At 46.2% G+C, this 19,537-nt stretch carries 14 protein-coding genes; 11 read left to right on the forward strand and 3 right to left on the reverse strand.

The features are described from left to right. Positions 1-301: 301 nt before the first annotated feature. Both purL and FOT42_RS03495 read left to right on the forward strand, forming a co-directional pair. Positions 302-3,982, forward strand: coding sequence for a phosphoribosylformylglycinamidine synthase (gene purL, locus FOT42_RS03490; RefSeq protein ID WP_151889169.1), 3,681 nt, complete (start codon positions 302-304; stop codon positions 3,980-3,982). Beyond that, on the forward strand, positions 3,972-4,427 hold the full coding sequence (locus tag FOT42_RS03495; RefSeq protein WP_151889170.1) for a GNAT family N-acetyltransferase: 456 nt from the start codon (positions 3,972-3,974) through the stop codon (positions 4,425-4,427). Before purL ends, FOT42_RS03495 begins: the two co-directional genes overlap by 11 nt. A 16-nt stretch (positions 4,428-4,443) precedes the next feature. Here FOT42_RS03495 and FOT42_RS03500 read toward each other — a convergent pair whose 3' ends face one another. Further along, positions 4,444-4,731 (reverse strand): type II toxin-antitoxin system RelE/ParE family toxin, encoded by a 288-nt coding sequence (locus tag FOT42_RS03500; RefSeq protein ID WP_151889171.1) that lies wholly within the window; start codon positions 4,729-4,731, stop codon positions 4,444-4,446. Then, entirely contained in the window at positions 4,718-4,963 is a 246-nt protein-coding gene (locus FOT42_RS03505; protein ID WP_151889172.1) for a ribbon-helix-helix domain-containing protein, read from the reverse strand. The genes FOT42_RS03500 and FOT42_RS03505 overlap by 14 nt, the downstream gene beginning before the upstream one ends. 207 nt (positions 4,964-5,170) lie before the next feature. Between FOT42_RS03505 and FOT42_RS03510 the strand changes: the two genes are divergently transcribed. The 7 genes from FOT42_RS03510 (at position 5,171) to FOT42_RS03540 (ending at position 13,827) form a co-directional block, all read left to right on the forward strand. Beyond that, positions 5,171-6,940, forward strand: a complete 1,770-nt coding sequence (locus FOT42_RS03510) for an AMP-dependent synthetase/ligase (RefSeq protein ID WP_151889173.1) — start codon at positions 5,171-5,173, stop codon at positions 6,938-6,940. Between the two features lie 136 nt (positions 6,941-7,076). Beyond that, positions 7,077-7,523, forward strand: coding sequence for a MarR family winged helix-turn-helix transcriptional regulator (locus FOT42_RS03515; RefSeq protein WP_151889174.1), 447 nt, complete (start codon positions 7,077-7,079; stop codon positions 7,521-7,523). Between the two features lie 19 nt (positions 7,524-7,542). Next, a complete protein-coding gene (locus tag FOT42_RS03520) occupies positions 7,543-9,948 on the forward strand; it encodes a 3-hydroxyacyl-CoA dehydrogenase/enoyl-CoA hydratase family protein (RefSeq protein WP_151889175.1) in 2,406 nt (801 codons plus the stop codon). A gap of 31 nt (positions 9,949-9,979) precedes the next feature. Next, entirely contained in the window at positions 9,980-10,345 is a 366-nt protein-coding gene (locus FOT42_RS03525) for a four helix bundle protein (protein WP_151889176.1), read from the forward strand. A gap of 44 nt (positions 10,346-10,389) precedes the next feature. Continuing rightward, a complete protein-coding gene (locus FOT42_RS03530; protein ID WP_151889177.1) occupies positions 10,390-11,580 on the forward strand; it encodes an acetyl-CoA C-acyltransferase in 1,191 nt (396 codons plus the stop codon). A 38-nt stretch (positions 11,581-11,618) separates the two neighbouring features. Continuing rightward, a complete protein-coding gene (locus tag FOT42_RS03535) occupies positions 11,619-11,975 on the forward strand; it encodes a four helix bundle protein (protein WP_151889178.1) in 357 nt (118 codons plus the stop codon). A gap of 40 nt (positions 11,976-12,015) precedes the next feature. Continuing rightward, positions 12,016-13,827, forward strand: coding sequence for an acyl-CoA dehydrogenase family protein (locus FOT42_RS03540; protein WP_151889179.1), 1,812 nt, complete (start codon positions 12,016-12,018; stop codon positions 13,825-13,827). A 57-nt stretch (positions 13,828-13,884) separates the two neighbouring features. On the opposite strand, the gene FOT42_RS03545 is transcribed toward FOT42_RS03540, so the two are convergent. Further along, positions 13,885-15,684: a glycoside hydrolase family 15 protein gene (locus FOT42_RS03545; protein WP_151889180.1), complete on the reverse strand. Its 1,800-nt coding sequence runs from the start codon at positions 15,682-15,684 to the stop codon at positions 13,885-13,887. A gap of 103 nt (positions 15,685-15,787) precedes the next feature. On the opposite strand from FOT42_RS03545, the gene FOT42_RS03550 reads away from it, so the two are divergent. Continuing rightward, complete coding sequence (locus tag FOT42_RS03550; protein ID WP_151889181.1) at positions 15,788-17,998, forward strand: bifunctional alpha,alpha-trehalose-phosphate synthase (UDP-forming)/trehalose-phosphatase; 2,211 nt, start codon at positions 15,788-15,790, stop codon at positions 17,996-17,998. Beyond that, positions 17,995-19,518 (forward strand): nuclear transport factor 2 family protein, encoded by a 1,524-nt coding sequence (locus FOT42_RS03555; protein WP_151889182.1) that lies wholly within the window; start codon positions 17,995-17,997, stop codon positions 19,516-19,518. Before FOT42_RS03550 ends, FOT42_RS03555 begins: the two co-directional genes overlap by 4 nt. Positions 19,519-19,537: the final 19 nt, after the last annotated feature.

The following is a 19,537-nucleotide window of genomic DNA, read 5'->3' on the forward strand; positions in this document are numbered from 1 at the left end:
CCAATCCGTTTCTTGTGAGCAAAGATAAATGGCCATGATCAGTAAAAAGAAGAGAAACATGAGCATTTCCTTTCTTCCAAACCAATTTTTCTTATCAGCCATAGCTAATATCTTTAGATCTTGCACTTTCAAACTTAAGAATAAGGGTTTTATCCGATGATTGTCAATTGATGAATGCCCGTTTTGGATTGACGGATCCAATATCAACACCGATGGTTCAAAACTCTGTGGGAAGAAAGCAGGAATTCCACTCCAAAATCGTAAATTTGCACTTTCTTAAACCGCTCAACGCATCACTAGTATGATCCATTTTTTTGGGGACAAGGCTACTAAGGTTTTTGCCGTCCAGACCGCTCAGGAAATCGCTCAGGAAGACAACAATAAACTGACATGGTTGTTCGGCAACCAACCCAAGATAGAAGCGGCGTCACTCGACGCCTTTTTTGTTGGCCCACGCGCCGCCATGGTGACCCCGTGGAGCACCAACGCCACCGAGATTACACAGAACATGGGCATTTCGGGCATCATCCGTATTGAGGAGTACCATGCTGTCTCCGAAGACTTTACGGATTATGACCCCATGCTCTCCCAAAAATATAAGGGTCTGGGACAGGATATTTTCACCATCAACATTGTTCCCGAACCCATTTTGGAGATTGAGGACATAGCTGCCTACAACCAAAAGGAAGGCCTGGCCTTGAGCGAGGAGGAAGTGGAGTATCTGGAGGGTCTTGCAAAAAAACTTGGAAGAAAATTGACAGATTCCGAAGTATTTGGTTTCAGTCAAGTGAACTCGGAGCACTGCCGACATAAAATTTTCAATGGAACTTTTGTGATTGATGGCGAAGAGATGCCTTCTTCCCTATTCAAATTGATCAAAAAGACTTCCGAGGCCAATCCCAACGATATCGTTTCTGCCTATAAGGATAACGTGGCCTTCATCAAAGGCCCCAAAGCAGTCCAATTTGCCCCAAAAAGTGCCGATAAACCCGATTTTTACGAGGAAAAGGAGTTTAATTCCGTGCTTTCCCTAAAAGCGGAGACCCACAATTTTCCCACTACCGTAGAACCCTTCAATGGTGCCGCAACAGGCTCTGGGGGCGAAATCCGCGACCGTTTGGCAGGTGGAAAAGGCTCCCTGCCCTTGGCTGGGACCGCAGTATATATGACCTCTTACTCCCGTTTGGAAGAAAACCGTCCGTGGGAAAAAGGAATGAAAGAACGGGATTGGCTGTATCAAACCCCAATGGATATTTTGATCAAGGCCTCCAACGGTGCATCCGACTTCGGGAACAAATTTGGACAACCCCTGATCGCGGGTTCCGTTTTGACTTTTGAACATCAAGAAGAAGCTCGCAAATTAGGCTTCGACAAGGTCATCATGATGGCTGGTGGAATCGGGTATGGCAAAACCGAACAGGCATTGAAGGACACCCCAAAAAATGGAGACAGAATAGTCGTTCTAGGTGGTGACAACTACCGCATTGGAATGGGCGGAGCGGCCGTGTCCAGTGCAGATACGGGCGAATTCAGTTCGGCCATCGAGTTGAATGCCGTACAGCGTTCCAACCCCGAAATGCAAAAAAGGGCTTCCAATGCCATCCGTGGCTTGGTGGAAAGCCATGACAATCCCATCGTTTCCATCCATGATCACGGAGCAGGTGGTCACTTGAACTGCCTGTCCGAATTGGTGGAAGAAACCGGTGGAAAAATCGATACCGACAAACTACCCGTAGGCGATCCTACCCTATCCAAAAAAGAATTGATCGGCAACGAATCCCAAGAGCGTATGGGATTGGTGATTGGCGAAAAAGATATGGCATTGCTTGATCGTGTGGCGGCCCGGGAGCGTTCGCCCATGTATCAGGTGGGAACTGTTACAGGCGACCATACATTCACCTTTACCTCTGGTACCACTGGTGAAACCCCCATGAATTTGGAACTTTCGGATATGTTCGGAAGTTCTCCCAAGACCGTTATGGCAGATACCAAAGCCCAGCAAACTTATCCTGCCCTCTCCTATTCGTTGGAGCATTTCCACGATTATTTGGAACAAGTGTTACAATTGGAGGCTGTGGCATGTAAGGATTGGTTGACCAACAAGGTGGACCGCTGTGTGGGTGGCCGCGTAGCCAAACAACAATGTGCGGGACCACTGCAATTGCCTTTGAACAATGTTGGGGTGATGGCACTTGATTTTAAAGGCAAGGAAGGGATTGCGACCAGTATTGGGCACTCCCCTGTCTCGGCCTTGATCGACCCAGTTGCGGGAAGTAGAAACAGCGTCGCAGAATCCTTGACCAACATGGTTTGGGCGCCTTTACAAGATGGTTTGAAATCAGTTTCCCTGTCCGCCAACTGGATGTGGCCTTGCCGCAACAAAGGCGAGGATGCACGTTTGTACGAAGCGGTAAAATCCCTTTCGGATTTTGTGATCGAGCTGGGCATCAACGTTCCTACCGGAAAGGATTCCCTTTCCATGAAGCAAAAATACAAGGACGGTGAAGTATTGTCTCCAGGAACCGTAATCATTTCTGCAGCAGCACATTGTGATGACATTACCAAAATTGTGGAACCTGTTCTACAAAAAGAGGGTGGGGACATTTATTACATCAATTTATCCAAAGATGCCCACAAACTGGGTGGATCATCCTTTGCCCAAATCTTGAACGGTATTGGGGATGAAGCCCCATCCGTTTTGGATGCAACATATGTAAAAACGGTTTTCAATACGCTTCAACAATTGATCAAAGACGGGCAGATTTTGGCCGGACACGACATTGGTTCGGGAGGTTTGATCACCACTCTACTTGAAATGTGTTTTGCCGATAACAACTTGAGTGCCGAACTGGATTTGACCACTATTGGCGAGTCGGATATCATCAAACTGTTGTTCTCTGAAAATATTGGGGTCGTGCTTCAATCCAAGAATAGCTTTATCGAAAACGTTTTGGCTTCGGCTGGAATCGAATTCAACAAAATTGGAAGTGTTTCCGCTGGCAACATTTTGTACATCAAAAACAATGGTGTGGAAATCGGCCTGAACATTGAATCGCTTCGGGATACCTGGTTCAAAACCTCCTATTTATTGGACAACGAGCAAACCGCCAATGGTTTGGCCAAAGACCGCTATGCCAATTATAAGGAGCAACCACTTAAATATGTTTTTCCTTCCCATTTTACAGGAAAACTGTCATCTCGAGCGCCGTCGAGAGGTACTGAAAGGCCAAAAGCAGCTATTCTTCGTGAAAAAGGAAGCAACTCGGAACGCGAAATGGCCAACGCCATGTATTTGGCCGGGTTTGATGTGAAGGACGTGCACATGACCGACCTCATTACGGGCAGGGAGACTTTGGAAGATATCCAATTTATCGGTGCCGTGGGAGGCTTTTCCAACTCGGACGTGCTTGGCAGTGCCAAAGGTTGGGCAGGTGCCTTCAAATACAATGAAAAAGCCAATAAGGCCTTGAAGGATTTCTTTGCCAGACCCGATACCCTTTCGGTGGGCATCTGTAACGGTTGCCAGTTGTTCATGGAGTTGGACCTTATCAACCCAGAGCATGAGACCCATGGAAGAATGACCTATAACGATTCGCACAAACACGAAAGCAATTTTACTTCGGTAAAGATCCAGGAGAACAATTCCGTGATGCTGTCCAACATGGCCGGCACCACCTTAGGAGTATGGATCAGTCATGGTGAAGGAAAATTCAGTTTGCCACATAGCGAAGACCAATACAACGTTGTCGCAAAATATGGTTATGAAGGCTATCCTGCCAATCCCAACGGAAGTGATTTTAACACGGCCATGCTCTGTGATAAAACTGGGAGGCATTTGGTGACCATGCCGCATATTGAACGTTCCACTTTTCCATGGAACTGGGCCCACTATCCAAAGGATAGACAGGATGCCGTTTCCCCATGGCTACAAGCCTTTGTGAATGCAAAAGAATGGTTGGATGCCAAAAAGAATGAACATTAGAAGAGCGACACCCGCTGATGTCCCCCACATAATCCAAATGTTGGCCAACGATGAGTTGGGCAAGCTTCGGGAAGATTTCCGCAATCCCTTGCCCGATACCTATTATAAGGCTTTTGAAAACATTGTCAACGACCCCAACCAAGAATTGGTGGTGATTGAAAACGAGGATGGTGACGTTATCGGGACACTCCAATTGAGCTTTATCCAATACCTTACCTATCAAGGCGGAATCCGCGCACAAATCGAAGCAGTGAGGGTTCATGAACAGTATCGAAAAAAAGGCATCGGAAGACAATTGTTCCTATGGGCCATCGAACATTCAAAAGAAAAAGGAGCCCATGTGGTGCAGTTGACCACTGACAAGAAAAGACCCGATGCTTTGGAGTTTTACAAATCCTTGGGTTTTAAGGATTCCCACGAGGGGATGAAATTACATCTACTCTAAAAGTACCGAATATATTTCACAGAACATTATCCAAATCCTGTCTCCCAACAATTGCCATTATTTCTACGATGTCACCATTCATTCTGAAGTAAATACTGTCGGCTCCGCAAACACAACGTCTATAGCCCTTTTTGATATAGTCCACCGATTCAAATGAATATGGGCGTTGGGCAATCATTTCAAAATATTCAAAGAAGGAATCGAAGTATTTATCGGCCTGGGAGATTCCAAATTTTTTGATTCCATAATGATGAATACGGATCAAATCATTCTTGGCCTCATTGCTCAACCTATATTTTGTCATCAAGCAAAGACTTTGACTTTCTCAGAATTTCATCTTTACCCTCATTTGTGAATCCACTGTCTTCCGCTTTCTCCAACTTTGTCCTGATCCAATCAACTTGTACCTGCTGTCTTCTAGCCTGTCTGATCAAATCGTTGACAAGCTCACTTTTGCTCGAATACTCTTTATTATCCACCTGCTCTTTTAGCCACTCATCATTTGGCTTCGTGAAAGAAATGCTCTGTCTTGTCATAATCGATATACAGTTTGATGTAAAATTACACCAAAATTGAACCATTCGCAAATTTGAATCCTCTATCCCGATATATCACGGATTCCCGCGAGGGCTTGAAATTGCATTTACCTTAAAATTGGCAAATAATTATAGCTGTTTTTAAAAAAGTCGTTTTAAAATACGGTTTCCTTTCCCTATTTTGCAATTACTTTTCAGAAACTTACTATGCAAAAAGTTACCCGTCTATTTGATTTTCCCTACCATCAGTTGGAAAATCTGCCCCTACAGAAGTCATTGGTCACCAAATACAATGGCAAATGGGTGGCGACCTCTACCCAAGAATATGTGGACAAGGCCAATGCCGTGAGCAGGGCCCTCTTGCGCCTGGGCGTGAAACCGAACGATAAAATCGCCGTTATTTCCATGACCAACCGAACGGAATGGAACATCATGGATATCGGCATACTTCAAATAGGCGCCCAGAATGTGCCCATTTACCCCACCATTTCGGAAGAGGATTACGAATACATTCTGAACCATTCGGAGGCCAAATACTGTTTTGTTTCCTGTGAAGAGGTCTTGGAAAAAGTGCTTACCATCAGTTCCAATCTTCAAAATTTGAAGGAAGTTTATTCTTTTGACGAACTGGGCAACTGCAAGAACTGGAAAGAACTCTTGGAATTGGGTACCGACACTTCCAACCAAGATGAAGTGGAACAAATAAAGGACAGCGTACAACCGGGTGACCTGGCCACATTGATCTATACCTCAGGAACAACAGGAAGGCCAAAGGGGGTGATGCTCTCCCATGATAATATTGTGTCCAACGTCATCTCCAGTGAGAAACGTGTCCCGTTCGAATCCGGTGGAAGCGCACTCAGTTTTTTGCCCATTTGCCACATTTTTGAGCGAATGATCCTCTACCTCTATCAATATTGCGGTATTGAAGTTCACTTTGCGGAAGGGTTGGACAAGATCAGTGACAATGTGAAGGAAGTGAAGCCCAACGTTATGACCGTGGTTCCCCGCCTTCTGGAAAAAGTATATGAGGCCATCATTGCAAAAGGGACCAACTTAACGGGCATCAAAAAGAAACTGTTCTTCTGGTCCGTGGAACTTGGGCTCAAGTTTGAACCTTATGGAAAAAATGGCTGGTGGTACGAAAAACAATTGGGCATAGCCCGAAAGTTGGTTTTCAGCAAGTGGCAAGAAGGTCTTGGCGGAAACTTATCTGTAATGGTTTCGGGCAGCGCGGCCCTTCAGCCCCGGTTGGCAAGGGTCTTTGCCGCAGCAGGCATGCCCGTGATGGAAGGCTACGGACTTACGGAAACCTCCCCTGTCATTGCGGTGAACGACCAGCGCAACAAAGGTTGGAGAATCGGAACGGTCGGCAGAATCATTGATGGTGTTGAAGTAAAGATTGCTGAAGATGGCGAAATCCTATGCAAAGGGCCCAACGTGATGCTGGGCTATTACAAAGATCCTGAGAAAACGGCAGAGGTCATGACGGGCGATTATTTCCATACCGGAGATATTGGCGAAGTGGATACCGAAGGCTTTTTGAAAATCACCGATCGTAAAAAAGAGATATTCAAGACTTCGGGAGGCAAATATGTAGCCCCCCAATTATTGGAAAACCGCTTCAAGCAATCCCGATTCATTGAACAGATCATGGTGGTGGGGGAAGGAGAGAAAATGCCCGCAGCACTCATCCAACCCAACTTTGAATTTGTGAAACAATGGGCCAAAAGACATGGCATCACCCTAGAAAATAATGCGGATATGGTCAAAAATGAAAAGGTCATAGCCCGTTTCCAGGAAGAAGTGGACCTTGCCAATGAAGATTTTGCCAAATGGGAAAAGGTAAAACAGTTCCGGTTGACTCCAGACGTCTGGAGTGTGGATGACGGACACCTCACCCCTACCATGAAATTGAAGCGGAAGATTGTCAAGGAGAAATACTTGGATCTCTATAATGATATTTATGGGCATTGATGCCCAACTTACATAATCAATACAAAACACGGCCCACATAATTTTGTGGGTCTTGTTTTTTGGTCGATCAATTAACCGTTATTTATTATGCATGCATAATAAATTTTATTATATTTGAAAACACCAAACCTGTTCCATGAAAGATTTGACCATTGATTATGCCCTCAGGGCCACATGGCAAGCCGTTATCAAGATGTATAATGAAGAGGCCAAGAACTACGGAGTCACCATGGCCATAGGGTTCACCCTGCTGAGCATCGACCCAAAAGGTGGCACGCCGAGTACCGCCCTGGGGCCAAAAATGGGAATGGAGGCCACAAGTTTGTCAAGGATCTTAAAAAATATTGAGGAAAGGGGATATATTCAAAGAAAGCCCAACCCCAACGATGGAAGGGGCGTTCTCATCCACCTTACCCCTTTGGGGCTCGAAAAACGGAAAGAATCCAAAGATGTCGTGCTCCGTTTCAACGATGTGGTCAAAGAGCATGTCTCGGATGGGGACCTGGCCGGGTTTTTCAAAACAATGGAAGTGATCAACAAACTCATTTCAGACAAAAAAGTCTATATCAAAACAACGAAATAATTAAAATACAAACCTGCACATGAAAAGGCATATAAACAAAGTTGCCGTAATAGGCTCCGGTATCATGGGAAGTGGCATTGCCTGCCATTTTGCCAATATCGGTGTCGAGGTATTATTGTTGGACATTGTTCCACGCGAACTCAACGACAGGGAAAAGGCCAAAGGACTTACACTTCAGGACAAAGTCGTCCGGAACCGCTTGGTGAACGATTCGTTGGCCGCTGCACTCAAATCAAAGCCCTCCCCCATCTATCATCCCAAATTTGCAGACCGAATCACTACAGGAAATTTGGAAGATGACATTTCCAAAGTGGCACAAGTGGACTGGATCATTGAAGTCGTCGTTGAGCGTTTGGACATCAAAAAACAGGTTTTTGAAAATCTGGACAAACACCGAAAAAAAGGCACCCTCATCACCTCCAATACTTCGGGCATTCCGATTAAATTCATGAGCGAGGGAAGAAGTGAGGATTTCCAGGAACATTTCTGCGGAACCCACTTTTTCAACCCGGCCAGATACCTGAAACTGTTCGAGATCATTCCTGGTCCACATACCTCCCAAGAAGTTCTGGACTTCCTCAACGGATATGGGGAGCAGTTCTTGGGCAAGACCTCCGTAGTGGCCAAGGACACCCCTGCATTTATTGGAAACCGGGTCGGGATTTTCAGCATCCAAAGCCTTTTCCATGCGGTAAAAGATCTGGGCATGACCGTTGAAGAAGTGGACAAGCTCACGGGGCCCGTTATCGGTAGACCCAAATCCGCCACCTTCCGCACCGTGGATGTGGTTGGTCTGGACACTCTTGTCCATGTAGCCAACGGAATCAGTGAAAACTGCAAGGACGATGAACGCCATGAACTGTTCCAGTTGCCCGATTTCATCAAGACCATGGTGGACAACAAGTGGTTGGGCAGTAAATCCGGGCAAGGCTTCTATAAAAAAGTTACAGGTGATGATGGTAAGAGTGATATCCTCACTTTGGACTTGGATACTATGGACTATCGTACCAAAAAAAGCGCAAAGTTTGCCACCCTGGAACTCACCAAGACCATCGACAAGGTCATTGAACGTTTTCCCGTTTTGGTGAATGGAAAGGACAAGGCAGGCGAATTTTACAGAAAGAGTTTTGGTGCCCTTTTCGCTTATGTTACGCACAGGATTCCAGAAATATCGGATGAACTTTATAAAATTGACGATGCCATGAAAGCCGGCTTTGGTTGGGAACACGGTCCTTTCCAAATATGGGATGCCGTGGGACTGGACAAAGGCTTGGAACTCATCAAGGCCGAAGGCCAGGAAGCTGCCCCGTGGGTCGCTGAAATGAAGGCTGCCGGAATCCATTCGTTCTATACCGTAAAAGATGGCGCCACGTATTACTATGACATCTCCAAAAAGGCCATGGAAAAAGTGCCCGGTCAAGACGCCTTTATCATTCTGGACAACATTAGAAAGTCCAAGGAAGTGTTCAAAAACAGTGGGGTGGTGATAGAAGATTTGGGCGATGGCATCCTAAATTGTGAATTCCAGTCCAAAATGAACACCATCGGCGGCGATGTGCTCGCCGGTCTGAACAAGGCCATAGACCTGGCCGAAAAAGACTTCCAAGGACTCGTCGTCGGCAACCAAGCAGCGAACTTCTCTGTTGGGGCCAATATCGGGATGATATTCATGATGGCCGTGGAGCAAGAGTATGATGAGCTGAACATGGCCATCAAAATGTTCCAGGACACCATGATGCGGATGCGCTACTCCTCCATCCCCACCATTTCTGCCCCACACGGCATGTGCTTGGGAGGTGGATGCGAACTTTCGCTCCATGCGGACAAAATTGTGGCCGCTGCCGAGACCTATATCGGCTTGGTGGAATTTGGTGTCGGTGTGATTCCTGGCGGGGGTGGTTCCAAGGAAATGGCCCTTCGGGCATCCGATACTTTTAGAAAAAATGATGTGGAACTGAACGTGCTCCAAGAATATTTCCTCACCATCGGAATGGCCAAGGTATCCACATCGGCATACGAAGCCTATGATTTGGGCATCCTTCAAAAAGGAAAGGACATTGTGGTGGTAAACAAGGACCGTCAAATCGCAACGGCCAAGGCCCATGCCAAGCTCATGGCCGAAGCAGGATACACCAAACCCGTAAAACGCAAGGATGTAAAAGTACTTGGAAAACAAGCTTTGGGCATGTTCTTGGTGGGAACGGACTCCATGGAGGCCGGTCACTATATCTCCGAACATGACAAGAAGATTGCCAACAAGTTGGCCTACGTGATGGCCGGAGGAGACCTATCGGAAGCTACTTTGGTCACCGAGCAATATCTTTTGGACCTTGAGCGTGAAGCTTTCCTCTCCCTGTGTACCGAAAGGAAAACTTTGGAGCGTATCCAACATATGTTGAAAACGGGGAAACCACTGAGAAATTAGACATAAGACTTTTTGACGTAAGACATAAGAAATGGCGGCAAAACATAATTTTAGAAAGTTAACCATTTGGAAGGAAGGCATTGAATTGGTCAAAGAAACCTATAAGAGCACCAAAATTTTTCCCAAATCAGAGATCTATGGGCTATCCAATCAAATGCAGCGATGCTCCATATCAGTTCCTTCAAATATTGCAGAGGGAACCAGTAAAGGTTCAACAAAGCATTTTTTACAGTATTTGGAAAATGCTCTTGGTTCTGCATTTGAATGGGAGACACATCTCATTATTGCATTCGAAATTGGGTATGTTTCAGAAAGCACTTTCAATCATTTGGAAAATAAAATTCAATCAATACAAAAGATGATAACCCGGTTCATGGAAAATATTGTAAACCATTAGTCCTATGTCCTACGTCTTATCGTCATAAATCAATTAAAAGCAAGATGAAAACAGCATATATCGTAAAAGCATACAGAACAGCAGTGGGCAAGGCCCCAAAGGGACTGTTCAGGTTCAAGAGACCGGACGAACTTGCGGCCGAGACCATTGAACACATGATGAAAGAACTTCCGCAGCTCGACAAAAAACGCATTGACGATGTCATTGTGGGCAACGCCATGCCCGAAGCCGAACAAGGACTCAACATGGCCAGACTCATCTCCTTGATGGGCTTGGACATCGATGACGTACCTGGAGTGACCGTCAACCGTTACTGTGCATCGGGATTGGAAACGATTGGGATCGCCACGGCCAAGATCCAATCCGGAATGGCCGATTGCATCATTGCCGGAGGAGCAGAGAGTATGAGCTACATCCCCATGGGCGGTTACAAGCCCACCCCCGACTATGCCACGGCCAAAGAAGGGCACGAGGATTATTATTGGGGCATGGGGCTCACCGCAGAAGCAGTGGCCAAACAGTTCAAGGTGTCCAGGGAAGACCAAGATGTTTTCGCCTACAATTCCCATATGAAAGCCTTGAAGGCCCAAGAAGAAAACAGGTTCCAGGAACAGATCGTTCCCATAGAAGTGGAGCACACATTCGTGAACGAGGCGGGCAAAAAAGAGACCAAGACCTACACCGTGAACAAGGATGAAGGGCCACGCAAGGACACCAACATCCCTACATTGAACAAGTTAAGACCTGTTTTTGCTGCTGATGGAAGTGTCACTGCCGGGAATTCCTCCCAAATGAGCGATGGAGCGGCTTTCGTCATGGTCATGAGTGAAGACATGGTCAAGGAACTGAATTTGGAACCCATTGCCCGATTGGTCAACTATGCTGCAGCAGGTGTGGAACCGAGGATTATGGGAATTGGCCCCGTGAAAGCCATTCCAAAAGCATTGAAACAGGCAGGGTTGAAACAAAGTGACATTGATCTAATAGAGCTGAACGAAGCCTTTGCATCACAATCCTTGGCCGTGATCCGCGAACTGGACCTCAATCCGGAAATTGTGAACGTGAACGGAGGCGCCATTGCCTTGGGCCACCCCCTCGGATGTACTGGGGCCAAGCTTTCCGTCCAGCTTTTTGATGAAATGCGCAAGCGCAACATGAAAGGCCAGTACGGCATGGTGACCATGTGTGTGGGCACAGGTCAGGGAGCTGCGGGGATATTTGAGTTTTTGAACTAATCACAAGAACCGGGAGCCAAGAAACAAGAACCAAGACGATGGGAAGACATAATTTCAAAAAACTCAAAATCTGGCAAGAAGCAATGGACCTGGTGAAGGAAACGTATAAAATAATTGGTGGATTTCCCGATGTAGAAAGATTCAACCTTTCTTCCCAATTAATTCGTTGCGCTGTTTCAATTCCTTCAAATATAGCGGAGGGAACCAGCAAATCAACAAACAAGCATTTCAATAAATATATTGAGAATAGCCTTGGTTCTAGTTTTGAGTGGGAAACGCAATTAATTGTTGCATCGGATCAGAATTATATTTCCAAAGAAAAATTTGAACTTTTAGAGTCTAAAATCCAACAACTACAAAAAATGATCTCAAGGTTTCAAGATGGTTTAAAGTAAGTCCTGATTCTTGTCTCCTGAATCTTAAATCTTATAAAGTATGAGCACAGAAACAACAAACAAAGACATCCTCAGAGGTGGTCAATTTTTGGTCAAGGAGACCAAGTGCGAGGATATTTTCACCCTCGAAGACCTCAACGAAGAACAAAAAATGATGCGCGAAAGCACCAAGGAATTTGTGGACCGCGAACTTTGGGCACATTGGGAACGCTTTGAGAAAAAAGACTATGCCTACACCGAGGAATGCATGCGAAAAGCCGGGGAGCTTGGGCTGCTCAGTGTTGCCGTTCCCGAATCCTACGGCGGCATGGGCATGGGATTTGTTTCCACCATGCTGGTCTGTGATTACATTTCGGGGGCCACTGGTTCTTTCAGTACCGCATTTGGGGCCCACACGGGAATAGGCACCATGCCCATCACCTTGTACGGGACCGAGGAGCAGAAACAAAAATACGTACCCAGATTGGCCTCTGGGGAATGGTTCGGCGCCTACTGTTTGACCGAGCCAGGGGCAGGTTCCGATGCCAATTCGGGCAAGACCAAGGCCGTGCTTTCGGAAGATGGGAAATATTATAGCATCACCGGACAAAAAATGTGGATCTCCAATGCAGGGTTCTGCAATATGTTCATCGTCTTTGCCCGAATCGAGGACGACAAATACATTACAGGTTTTATTGTGGAAAATGACCCGGAAAATGGCATCACCTTAGGTGATGAAGAGAAAAAACTGGGCATCCACTCCTCCTCTACCCGCCAAGTGTTCTTCAATGAGACCAAAGTGCCGGTAGAAAATATGTTGTCCGAAAGGGGAAATGGTTTCAAAATAGCCATGAATGCTTTGAACATTGGACGGATCAAATTGGCGGCGGCCTGTTTGGAAGCACAACGTCGTGTGCTCAATGAGGCGACAAAATATGCCAATGAGCGTATCCAATTCAAGACCCCCATCATGAATTTTGGTGCCATAAAGGCCAAAATTGCCGATATGGCCACCAATGCCTATGTGGATGAAGCTGCTTGCTATCGAGCCGCCAAGAACATTGAGGACAGGATTGCCATTCGAGAGTCAGAAGGCAACTCGCACCAAGAAGCGGAACTCAAGGGTGTCGAAGAATACGCCATAGAATGCTCCATTTTGAAGGTGGCCGTTTCCGAACACGTGCAACACACCACCGATGAAGGTATCCAGATTTTTGGCGGAATGGGCTTCAGTGCCGATACTCCCATGGAATCCGCTTGGAGGGATGCACGAATCTCCAGAATTTACGAGGGAACGAACGAAATCAACAGAATGCTGGCAGTGGGCATGCTCATCAAGAAAGCAATGAAGGGCCATGTGGACCTCTTGGGGCCAGCTACAGCCGTTGGTGAGGAATTGATGGGCATTCCTTCTTTCGACACGCCCGATTTCTCCGAACTGTTCGCAGAGGAAAAGGACATGGTGGCCCGCTTGAAAAAAGTATTCTTGATGGTTGCGGGGAGCGCCGTACAAAAATTTGGGCCCGATCTGGACGAACACCAAATGTTGTTGATGTCAGCCGCTGACATCCTCATTCAAGTCTATTTGGCCGAATCGGCCATCCTTCGCACCGAGAAAAACGCCAAACGTTTTGGCGAAGAGGCACAAGTTGCACAGATAGCCATGTCCAAACTGTATCTGTATCGAGCCGTGGACATCATCAGCCAAAAAGGAAAAGAAGCCATCGTTTCATTTGCCGAAGGGGATGAACAACGGATGATGCTGATGGGACTGAAACGCTTTACCAAATATACAAACCAACCCAATGTGGTGGCACTGCGCACACAAATTGCCGACAAAGTAGCCGCTGACAATGGGTATACCTTTGACTAATTGAAGATTGCCGAAACAAAGCAAATTTCGATGAACGCCCCTTTTAGGGGCGTTTTTTTATCCCAATGATTCCAAGATTCGTTCCTCGCTCTCTTTCTTTGAAAAGTTGATGGCGCACTCTATCAATGCCAAATGGGAATAGGCCTGCGGGAAGTTGCCCAACAACCGTTTGGATTTGAAATCGATGTCCTCACTGAACAGCCCCAAATGGTTGCTGTAGCTGAGCAAACGTTCAAAATGTTCCAATGCCTTTTCCTCCTCCCCAATTTTGAACAGACTGTTGATGAACCAAAACGTACAAATGGTAAAAGATGATGAAGGGAGTCCAAAATCATCCTCATTCTTGTACCGATATAACAGACCATCGTTGCTTAGACCTTCCTCAATGGCCTTTACGGTGCTCACAAACTTGGGGTCACGGGCGTGGATGAAACCATAGGATTCCATCAACAGCACCGATGCGTCCAAATGCCTCGACCCATACGATTGTACAAAAGCATTGATGTCACTGTTCCATGCATTTTTATGGATGTCTTCCTTGATTTCCTGTTCCAAGGCCGTCCACTTTTCAATTTTCCGGGTCTTGCCGAACATTTTGGCCACCTTTATGGCCCTGTCCAATGCCACCCAGCATAGCACTTTGGAAAAAGTGAAGTGTTTGTCCTCACCACGGAACTCCCAAATACCCTTGTCCGGCTCCTTCCAGTGCATCCCCACGATCCAGACGATGCCTTTGGTAATGCTCCAAAGTTCCTCCCCATTTTCGATATCGTTGCTGAATTTCACCAATTGCTCGTAGATCACGTCCATCAGAATACCGTAGATGTCGTTCTGTTTCTGCTTGTAGGCCGCATTGCCCACACGAACGGGCTTGGAGCCTTTGTAACCTGCCAAATGGTCCAGAGATTTCTCTGTCAGTTTCTTTTCCTTGTTGATACCGTACATGATCTGGAGCTTTTCATCCTTGTCCGGCATAAGGTCGATGATAAACTGCAGATACCTTCGGGCCGAGTTCATGTGTCCCAGTTCGGAGACCACTTTGATCACCATGGAGGCATCCCTTATCCAGCAAAAACGATAGTCCCAGTTTCTCACCTCACCAATGGTCTCTGGCAACGAGGTCGTGGCAGCGGCAAGTACCGCCCCTGTCTTGTCATAAGTGAGCAATTTCAGGGTGATGGCGCTCCTAGTGATCTCATTGTTGAATTTTTTATAGGTTGGGGCCTTGTGCACCCAATCCAGCCAATACACCTTGGTTCTTTCAAGCTCCAGGCCCATTTTTATGGTAGTGGGCTTCAGTATCTTTTCATTGTAACAGATCAGAAAATAACCATCTTCTTCCAAAATCAGTTCCTTGGAACCTATCACCCCTTCCTTATCAAAGGAAGTATAGAGGAAAAGGGTGTCATACTTTTCCTGATGGGTAAGGCTGGCCACAAAATCCTCCTTGATATAGGTCAAGGTCTCCCCCATGGCATATTCCAGTTTGGGGTCGTACGTGATGCGCAGTTTGGGCCTTCCGGAAATATATTTGACATATCGCACGATTTCAGGGGGGGCATGGTATTTTCCATTTCTCTTCAAATATCTGGGCATAAAGTCCATCACTTCAAAAACATTGTCCCCATCGGCATAATGGGTTGTCAATATGGCAGTGTCCCTATAATATTTTTGGTCTATCTGATAATTGCCCACGGCCTCAATCCCAAAGCTCCCTCCTTTTTTCTCATCCAATAGTTTGGCAAAAACCGAGGTGGAATCGAATTCGGGCAAACAGCACCAATCCAAGGAACCTGTCTTGGAGATCAAAGCCGCACTTCTGCAATTGCCAATAATTCCATAATTTAAGTTATCCATACATCAATTATTCTGAAAAGGTTTCGTGTGAATTGTTTTTGCGGTCGAATTTCCCGAAATTTAAAGAAACTTAATTTTAAAACCTTTCAAAAACCTTCCTTTTATGGGCAAAACTATCATAATCTCAAATCGGCTACCTGTTCAATTGCAAATCAGCAATGGCTCCATCAATGCCATTCCAAGCGTTGGGGGGCTTGCCACAGGGATGAAATCCGTGCACAGTGGAGGTGAAAGCCTATGGATAGGTTGGTCTGGGCTAACGGACGAGGAAACGCCGCCCGAACTGGAAGGAAAAATTGACCAGGCCCTCAAGGAAAATGGTTGTGCCAAGGTCAAATTAAATGCAAACGACATTGATGGTTTTTATTATGGTTTCAGCAACCGTACCGTCTGGCCATTGTTCCATTATTTCTTGGAGTATTCCGAGTTTGAACTCGATTTTTGGGAAACCTACCGATCCGTCAACCAAAAGTTTGCCGATGCCATCATCGAAAAATCGGAAGAGGGCGACACGATTTGGGTACACGACTACCAACTGATGCTGGTTCCCCAAATGGTGCGGGAAAAACGACCGGATACTTCCATTGGTTTCTTTTTGCACATTCCCTTCCCTTCCTATGAGATCTTTAGGACCCTGCCCTGGAGGGAAGAAATTTTGGAAGGATTGTTGGGCTCGGACCTTATCGGGTTCCATACCTATGACTACGAAAGGCATTTTTTAAGTTCCGTGAGAAGGTTGTTGGGACTGGAAGTGAGCTTCAATGAGATCTATATGGACAACCGGGCCATCAAAGTGGATTCTTTCCCTATGGGAATCGATTATAAGAAATTCCATGATGCGGCCCTTGCACACGAACAGAACTACAATGAGGAGAGAAGTGATTTCCAACTTCGGTTGGACCATCATAAGGCCTCGGCCCCGGACACCAAATTGATCCTTTCCATAGACCGATTGGATTACAGCAAGGGAATCGCCAAGCGACTCAATGCCTTCGAATATTTTTTGAAGAAATATCCCCAATACCAAGAAAAGGTCCGCTTGATCATCCTTGCCGTTCCCTCAAGGTCCAATGTGCCCCAATACCAATTGCTCAAAAAGGAAATCGATGAATTGGTAGGTAGGATCAACGGGGAGCTTTCCACCGTCAATTGGACACCGATATGGTATTTTTACCGCTCTTTGCCCTTCGAGAACCTGATCGACCTCTATACCTCTAGCGATATTGCCTGGCTTACGCCCCTTCGGGACGGAATGAACCTGGTGGCGAAGGAATACATAGCCACGCGAACAGACAAGACCGGAGTGTTGATCTTGAGTGAAATGGCCGGGTCTGCCTATGAAATGAACGAGGCTCTCCTCATCAACCCCAATAATTTTGAGGAGCAGGCAAATACCCTGCAACAGGCCATTAACATGCCCAAGGAGGAGCAGATCAATCGCAATACCTTTCTCCAAAACCGTTTGGAACGTTACAATGTAGAGGTGTGGGCCAATGAATTTATGAACGCCCTGAACGAAAAAAGGGATTTGGGACGGGCCTTTGTCTCCGAAAGAATGTCCAAGGAAATCTTGGCCCGAATTGCGGACCGATATTCCAAGGCCAAAAAACGGCTCTTGTTCCTGGATTATGACGGCACCCTGGCCGGTTTCCACAAAGATCCCCAAAAGGCTTCCCCAGACGAAGAGCTCTATGAACTGCTGGACCAATTGCACGAACAGGACAATACTACCTTGTTTTTGATCAGTGGTAGGGACAAACAGACCTTTGGCAAATGGTTCCTTCCCAAAAAATACAACATGATCGTGGAACATGGGGTCTGGATATCCAAGGATGGCGAAGATTTTAGAATGTTGGAACAAGTGAAGGGCGACTGGATGGGAAAAATACGTCCCGTCCTGGAATCCTTTGTGGACAGAACCCCCGGCTCCTTTATCGAAGAAAAGAATTATTCCTTGGCCTGGCATTATAGGAACACGGACCCTGATTTTGGTGAAAAAAGGGCCACAGAATTGAACACGGTGCTCAGAAGTCTCATCGGTAATGACGATATTAGCGTGCTCAATGGCAACAAGGTCATGGAAGTGAAGAGCAGCAATGTGAACAAAGGAAGGGCGGCCGTTCGGATGATGGGTGAGGACAATTACGATTTTGTCTTTGCCATCGGGGATGACTGGACGGACGAATTCATGTTCCAAGAGCTACCTGATTCGGCCATTACGGTGAAAGTGGGACTGAAAAAGACCCAGGCCAAGTACCATGTGGAGAGTACCAAAAAAGTAAGGGAACTTTTAAAACGGTTTGTGGAACCATGATCCAAAGACTTTTAATCACAGTCTTCATTTTGACATATGCCTTGGCAAATGCCCAGGCCAACACGGAAGTTTATCTTTTTGACCTCACCCTGAAAAATGGGACCTTGGTATTGTCCAATCCAAAGAACATTTCCAACAATGAAGGCTATGACAACCAACCTTCCTTTTGGGACGATGATACCGTTATCTTCTCATCCACAAGGGAAAACCAGACCGATGTGCTGAAGTTCAACATTACACAAGGCAGCACCACATCTTGGCTGACCAATACCCCGGCCGGAAGCGAATACTCCCCTTTGAGGGTTCCTGGCAAAAATGCCATCTCTGCCATTCGTTTGGATTTGGACGGACTTCAGCGTTTGTATGAATATGACCTAAAAACTGGAGACTCAACCCCAATCACCAATCTAAAGATTGGGTACCATGTTTGGGTCAACGACCATATCCTTGTGGCAACCGTATTGGTAGAAAATCGTATGGATCTTGTGGTGATTGACCTAGATAGAAATTCCACCACCACCGTGCACAAAAATGTGGGCAGGTCGCTCCATAAAATTCCGGATACCGACCTTGTGGGTTTTATAAGCAAGGGAAGTAAAAATTGGGCCATAAAATCCCTTGACCCAACAACGGGTATGACCACAAAAATCACGGACACCTATCAAAATGAGGAAGATATTTGTTGGGTCGCTGAAAATACCCTCATCACGGGAGCGGGAAAAACATTGCTGACGCTGGACATTACATCTAGTACGGATTGGGAACCTATTATGACCTTCCCACAAGAGGAGATCAACAACATCAGTCGTATTGCCGTAAACCAAGGCAGAACCCGTTTGACCTTTGTGGCGGACGAATCCCCTGCCAAAATCGTCCAAAAACAAGTGGAAACGTTCAATAAACGAGATTTGGAAGGTTTCGTTTCCTGTTATTCCGACAATGTCTTAGTGCAGCGGTTTCCCAAAGAGACCATGTATATTGGAAAAACCAAAATGACGGAAAGTTATGAACGGTTCTTTGCCAACACTGTCAAATCCAATGTGGAAGTGGTCAGGCGTATCGTCATCGGCAATAAGGTGATCGACGAGGAAACCACCATGGTGGATGGCAGACAAGGACATCAAGCGGCACTTTACGAAGTTAAAAATGGCCTCATCACCTCCATGACCTTTATATTTCCGGACCAGCCTACTGCCGATGCGGAGACCATTGTCCAGGAGCAATTGGATGCCTATAACGCCAGGGATATCGATGCATTCATGGACACCTATTCGGACAATATCAAATTATATGTGTATCCGGACAAGTTGCTCTCGGAAGGCAAGAAAGCAATGAAGGCACAGTACCATGGATTTTTTGAAAACACACCCGACCTGAACTGTACCATCAAAAACCGAATCGTGATCGGCAACAAGGTGATAGACGAAGAGTCCGTGACCGCCAATGGAACCACGGAATCTGCCGTGGCCATCTACGAAGTGGAAAATGGCAAAATCTCAAAAGTAACTTTCATTCAATGATTTTTTATAGATTCTCACC

Source organism: Flagellimonas hadalis, from assembly GCF_007785775.2.
Taxonomy (GTDB): Bacteria; Bacteroidota; Bacteroidia; order Flavobacteriales; family Flavobacteriaceae; genus Flagellimonas; species Flagellimonas hadalis.

Excerpts from the sequence above, each read along its gene's own strand:
- purL (WP_151889169.1), top strand. The coding sequence starts at position 302 with ATGATCCATTTTTTTGGGGACAAGGCTACTAAGGTTTTTGCCGTCCAG.
- FOT42_RS03495 (WP_151889170.1), top strand. The coding sequence starts at position 3,972 with ATGAACATTAGAAGAGCGACACCCGCTGATGTCCCCCACATAATCCAA.
- FOT42_RS03500 (WP_151889171.1), bottom strand. The coding sequence starts at position 4,731 with ATGACAAAATATAGGTTGAGCAATGAGGCCAAGAATGATTTGATCCGT.
- FOT42_RS03505 (WP_151889172.1), bottom strand. The coding sequence starts at position 4,963 with ATGACAAGACAGAGCATTTCTTTCACGAAGCCAAATGATGAGTGGCTA.
- FOT42_RS03510 (WP_151889173.1), top strand. The coding sequence starts at position 5,171 with ATGCAAAAAGTTACCCGTCTATTTGATTTTCCCTACCATCAGTTGGAA.
- FOT42_RS03515 (WP_151889174.1), top strand. The coding sequence starts at position 7,077 with ATGAAAGATTTGACCATTGATTATGCCCTCAGGGCCACATGGCAAGCC.
- FOT42_RS03520 (WP_151889175.1), top strand. The coding sequence starts at position 7,543 with ATGAAAAGGCATATAAACAAAGTTGCCGTAATAGGCTCCGGTATCATG.
- FOT42_RS03525 (WP_151889176.1), top strand. The coding sequence starts at position 9,980 with ATGGCGGCAAAACATAATTTTAGAAAGTTAACCATTTGGAAGGAAGGC.
- FOT42_RS03530 (WP_151889177.1), top strand. The coding sequence starts at position 10,390 with ATGAAAACAGCATATATCGTAAAAGCATACAGAACAGCAGTGGGCAAG.
- FOT42_RS03535 (WP_151889178.1), top strand. The coding sequence starts at position 11,619 with ATGGGAAGACATAATTTCAAAAAACTCAAAATCTGGCAAGAAGCAATG.
- FOT42_RS03540 (WP_151889179.1), top strand. The coding sequence starts at position 12,016 with ATGAGCACAGAAACAACAAACAAAGACATCCTCAGAGGTGGTCAATTT.
- FOT42_RS03545 (WP_151889180.1), bottom strand. The coding sequence starts at position 15,684 with ATGGATAACTTAAATTATGGAATTATTGGCAATTGCAGAAGTGCGGCT.
- FOT42_RS03550 (WP_151889181.1), top strand. The coding sequence starts at position 15,788 with ATGGGCAAAACTATCATAATCTCAAATCGGCTACCTGTTCAATTGCAA.
- FOT42_RS03555 (WP_151889182.1), top strand. The coding sequence starts at position 17,995 with ATGATCCAAAGACTTTTAATCACAGTCTTCATTTTGACATATGCCTTG.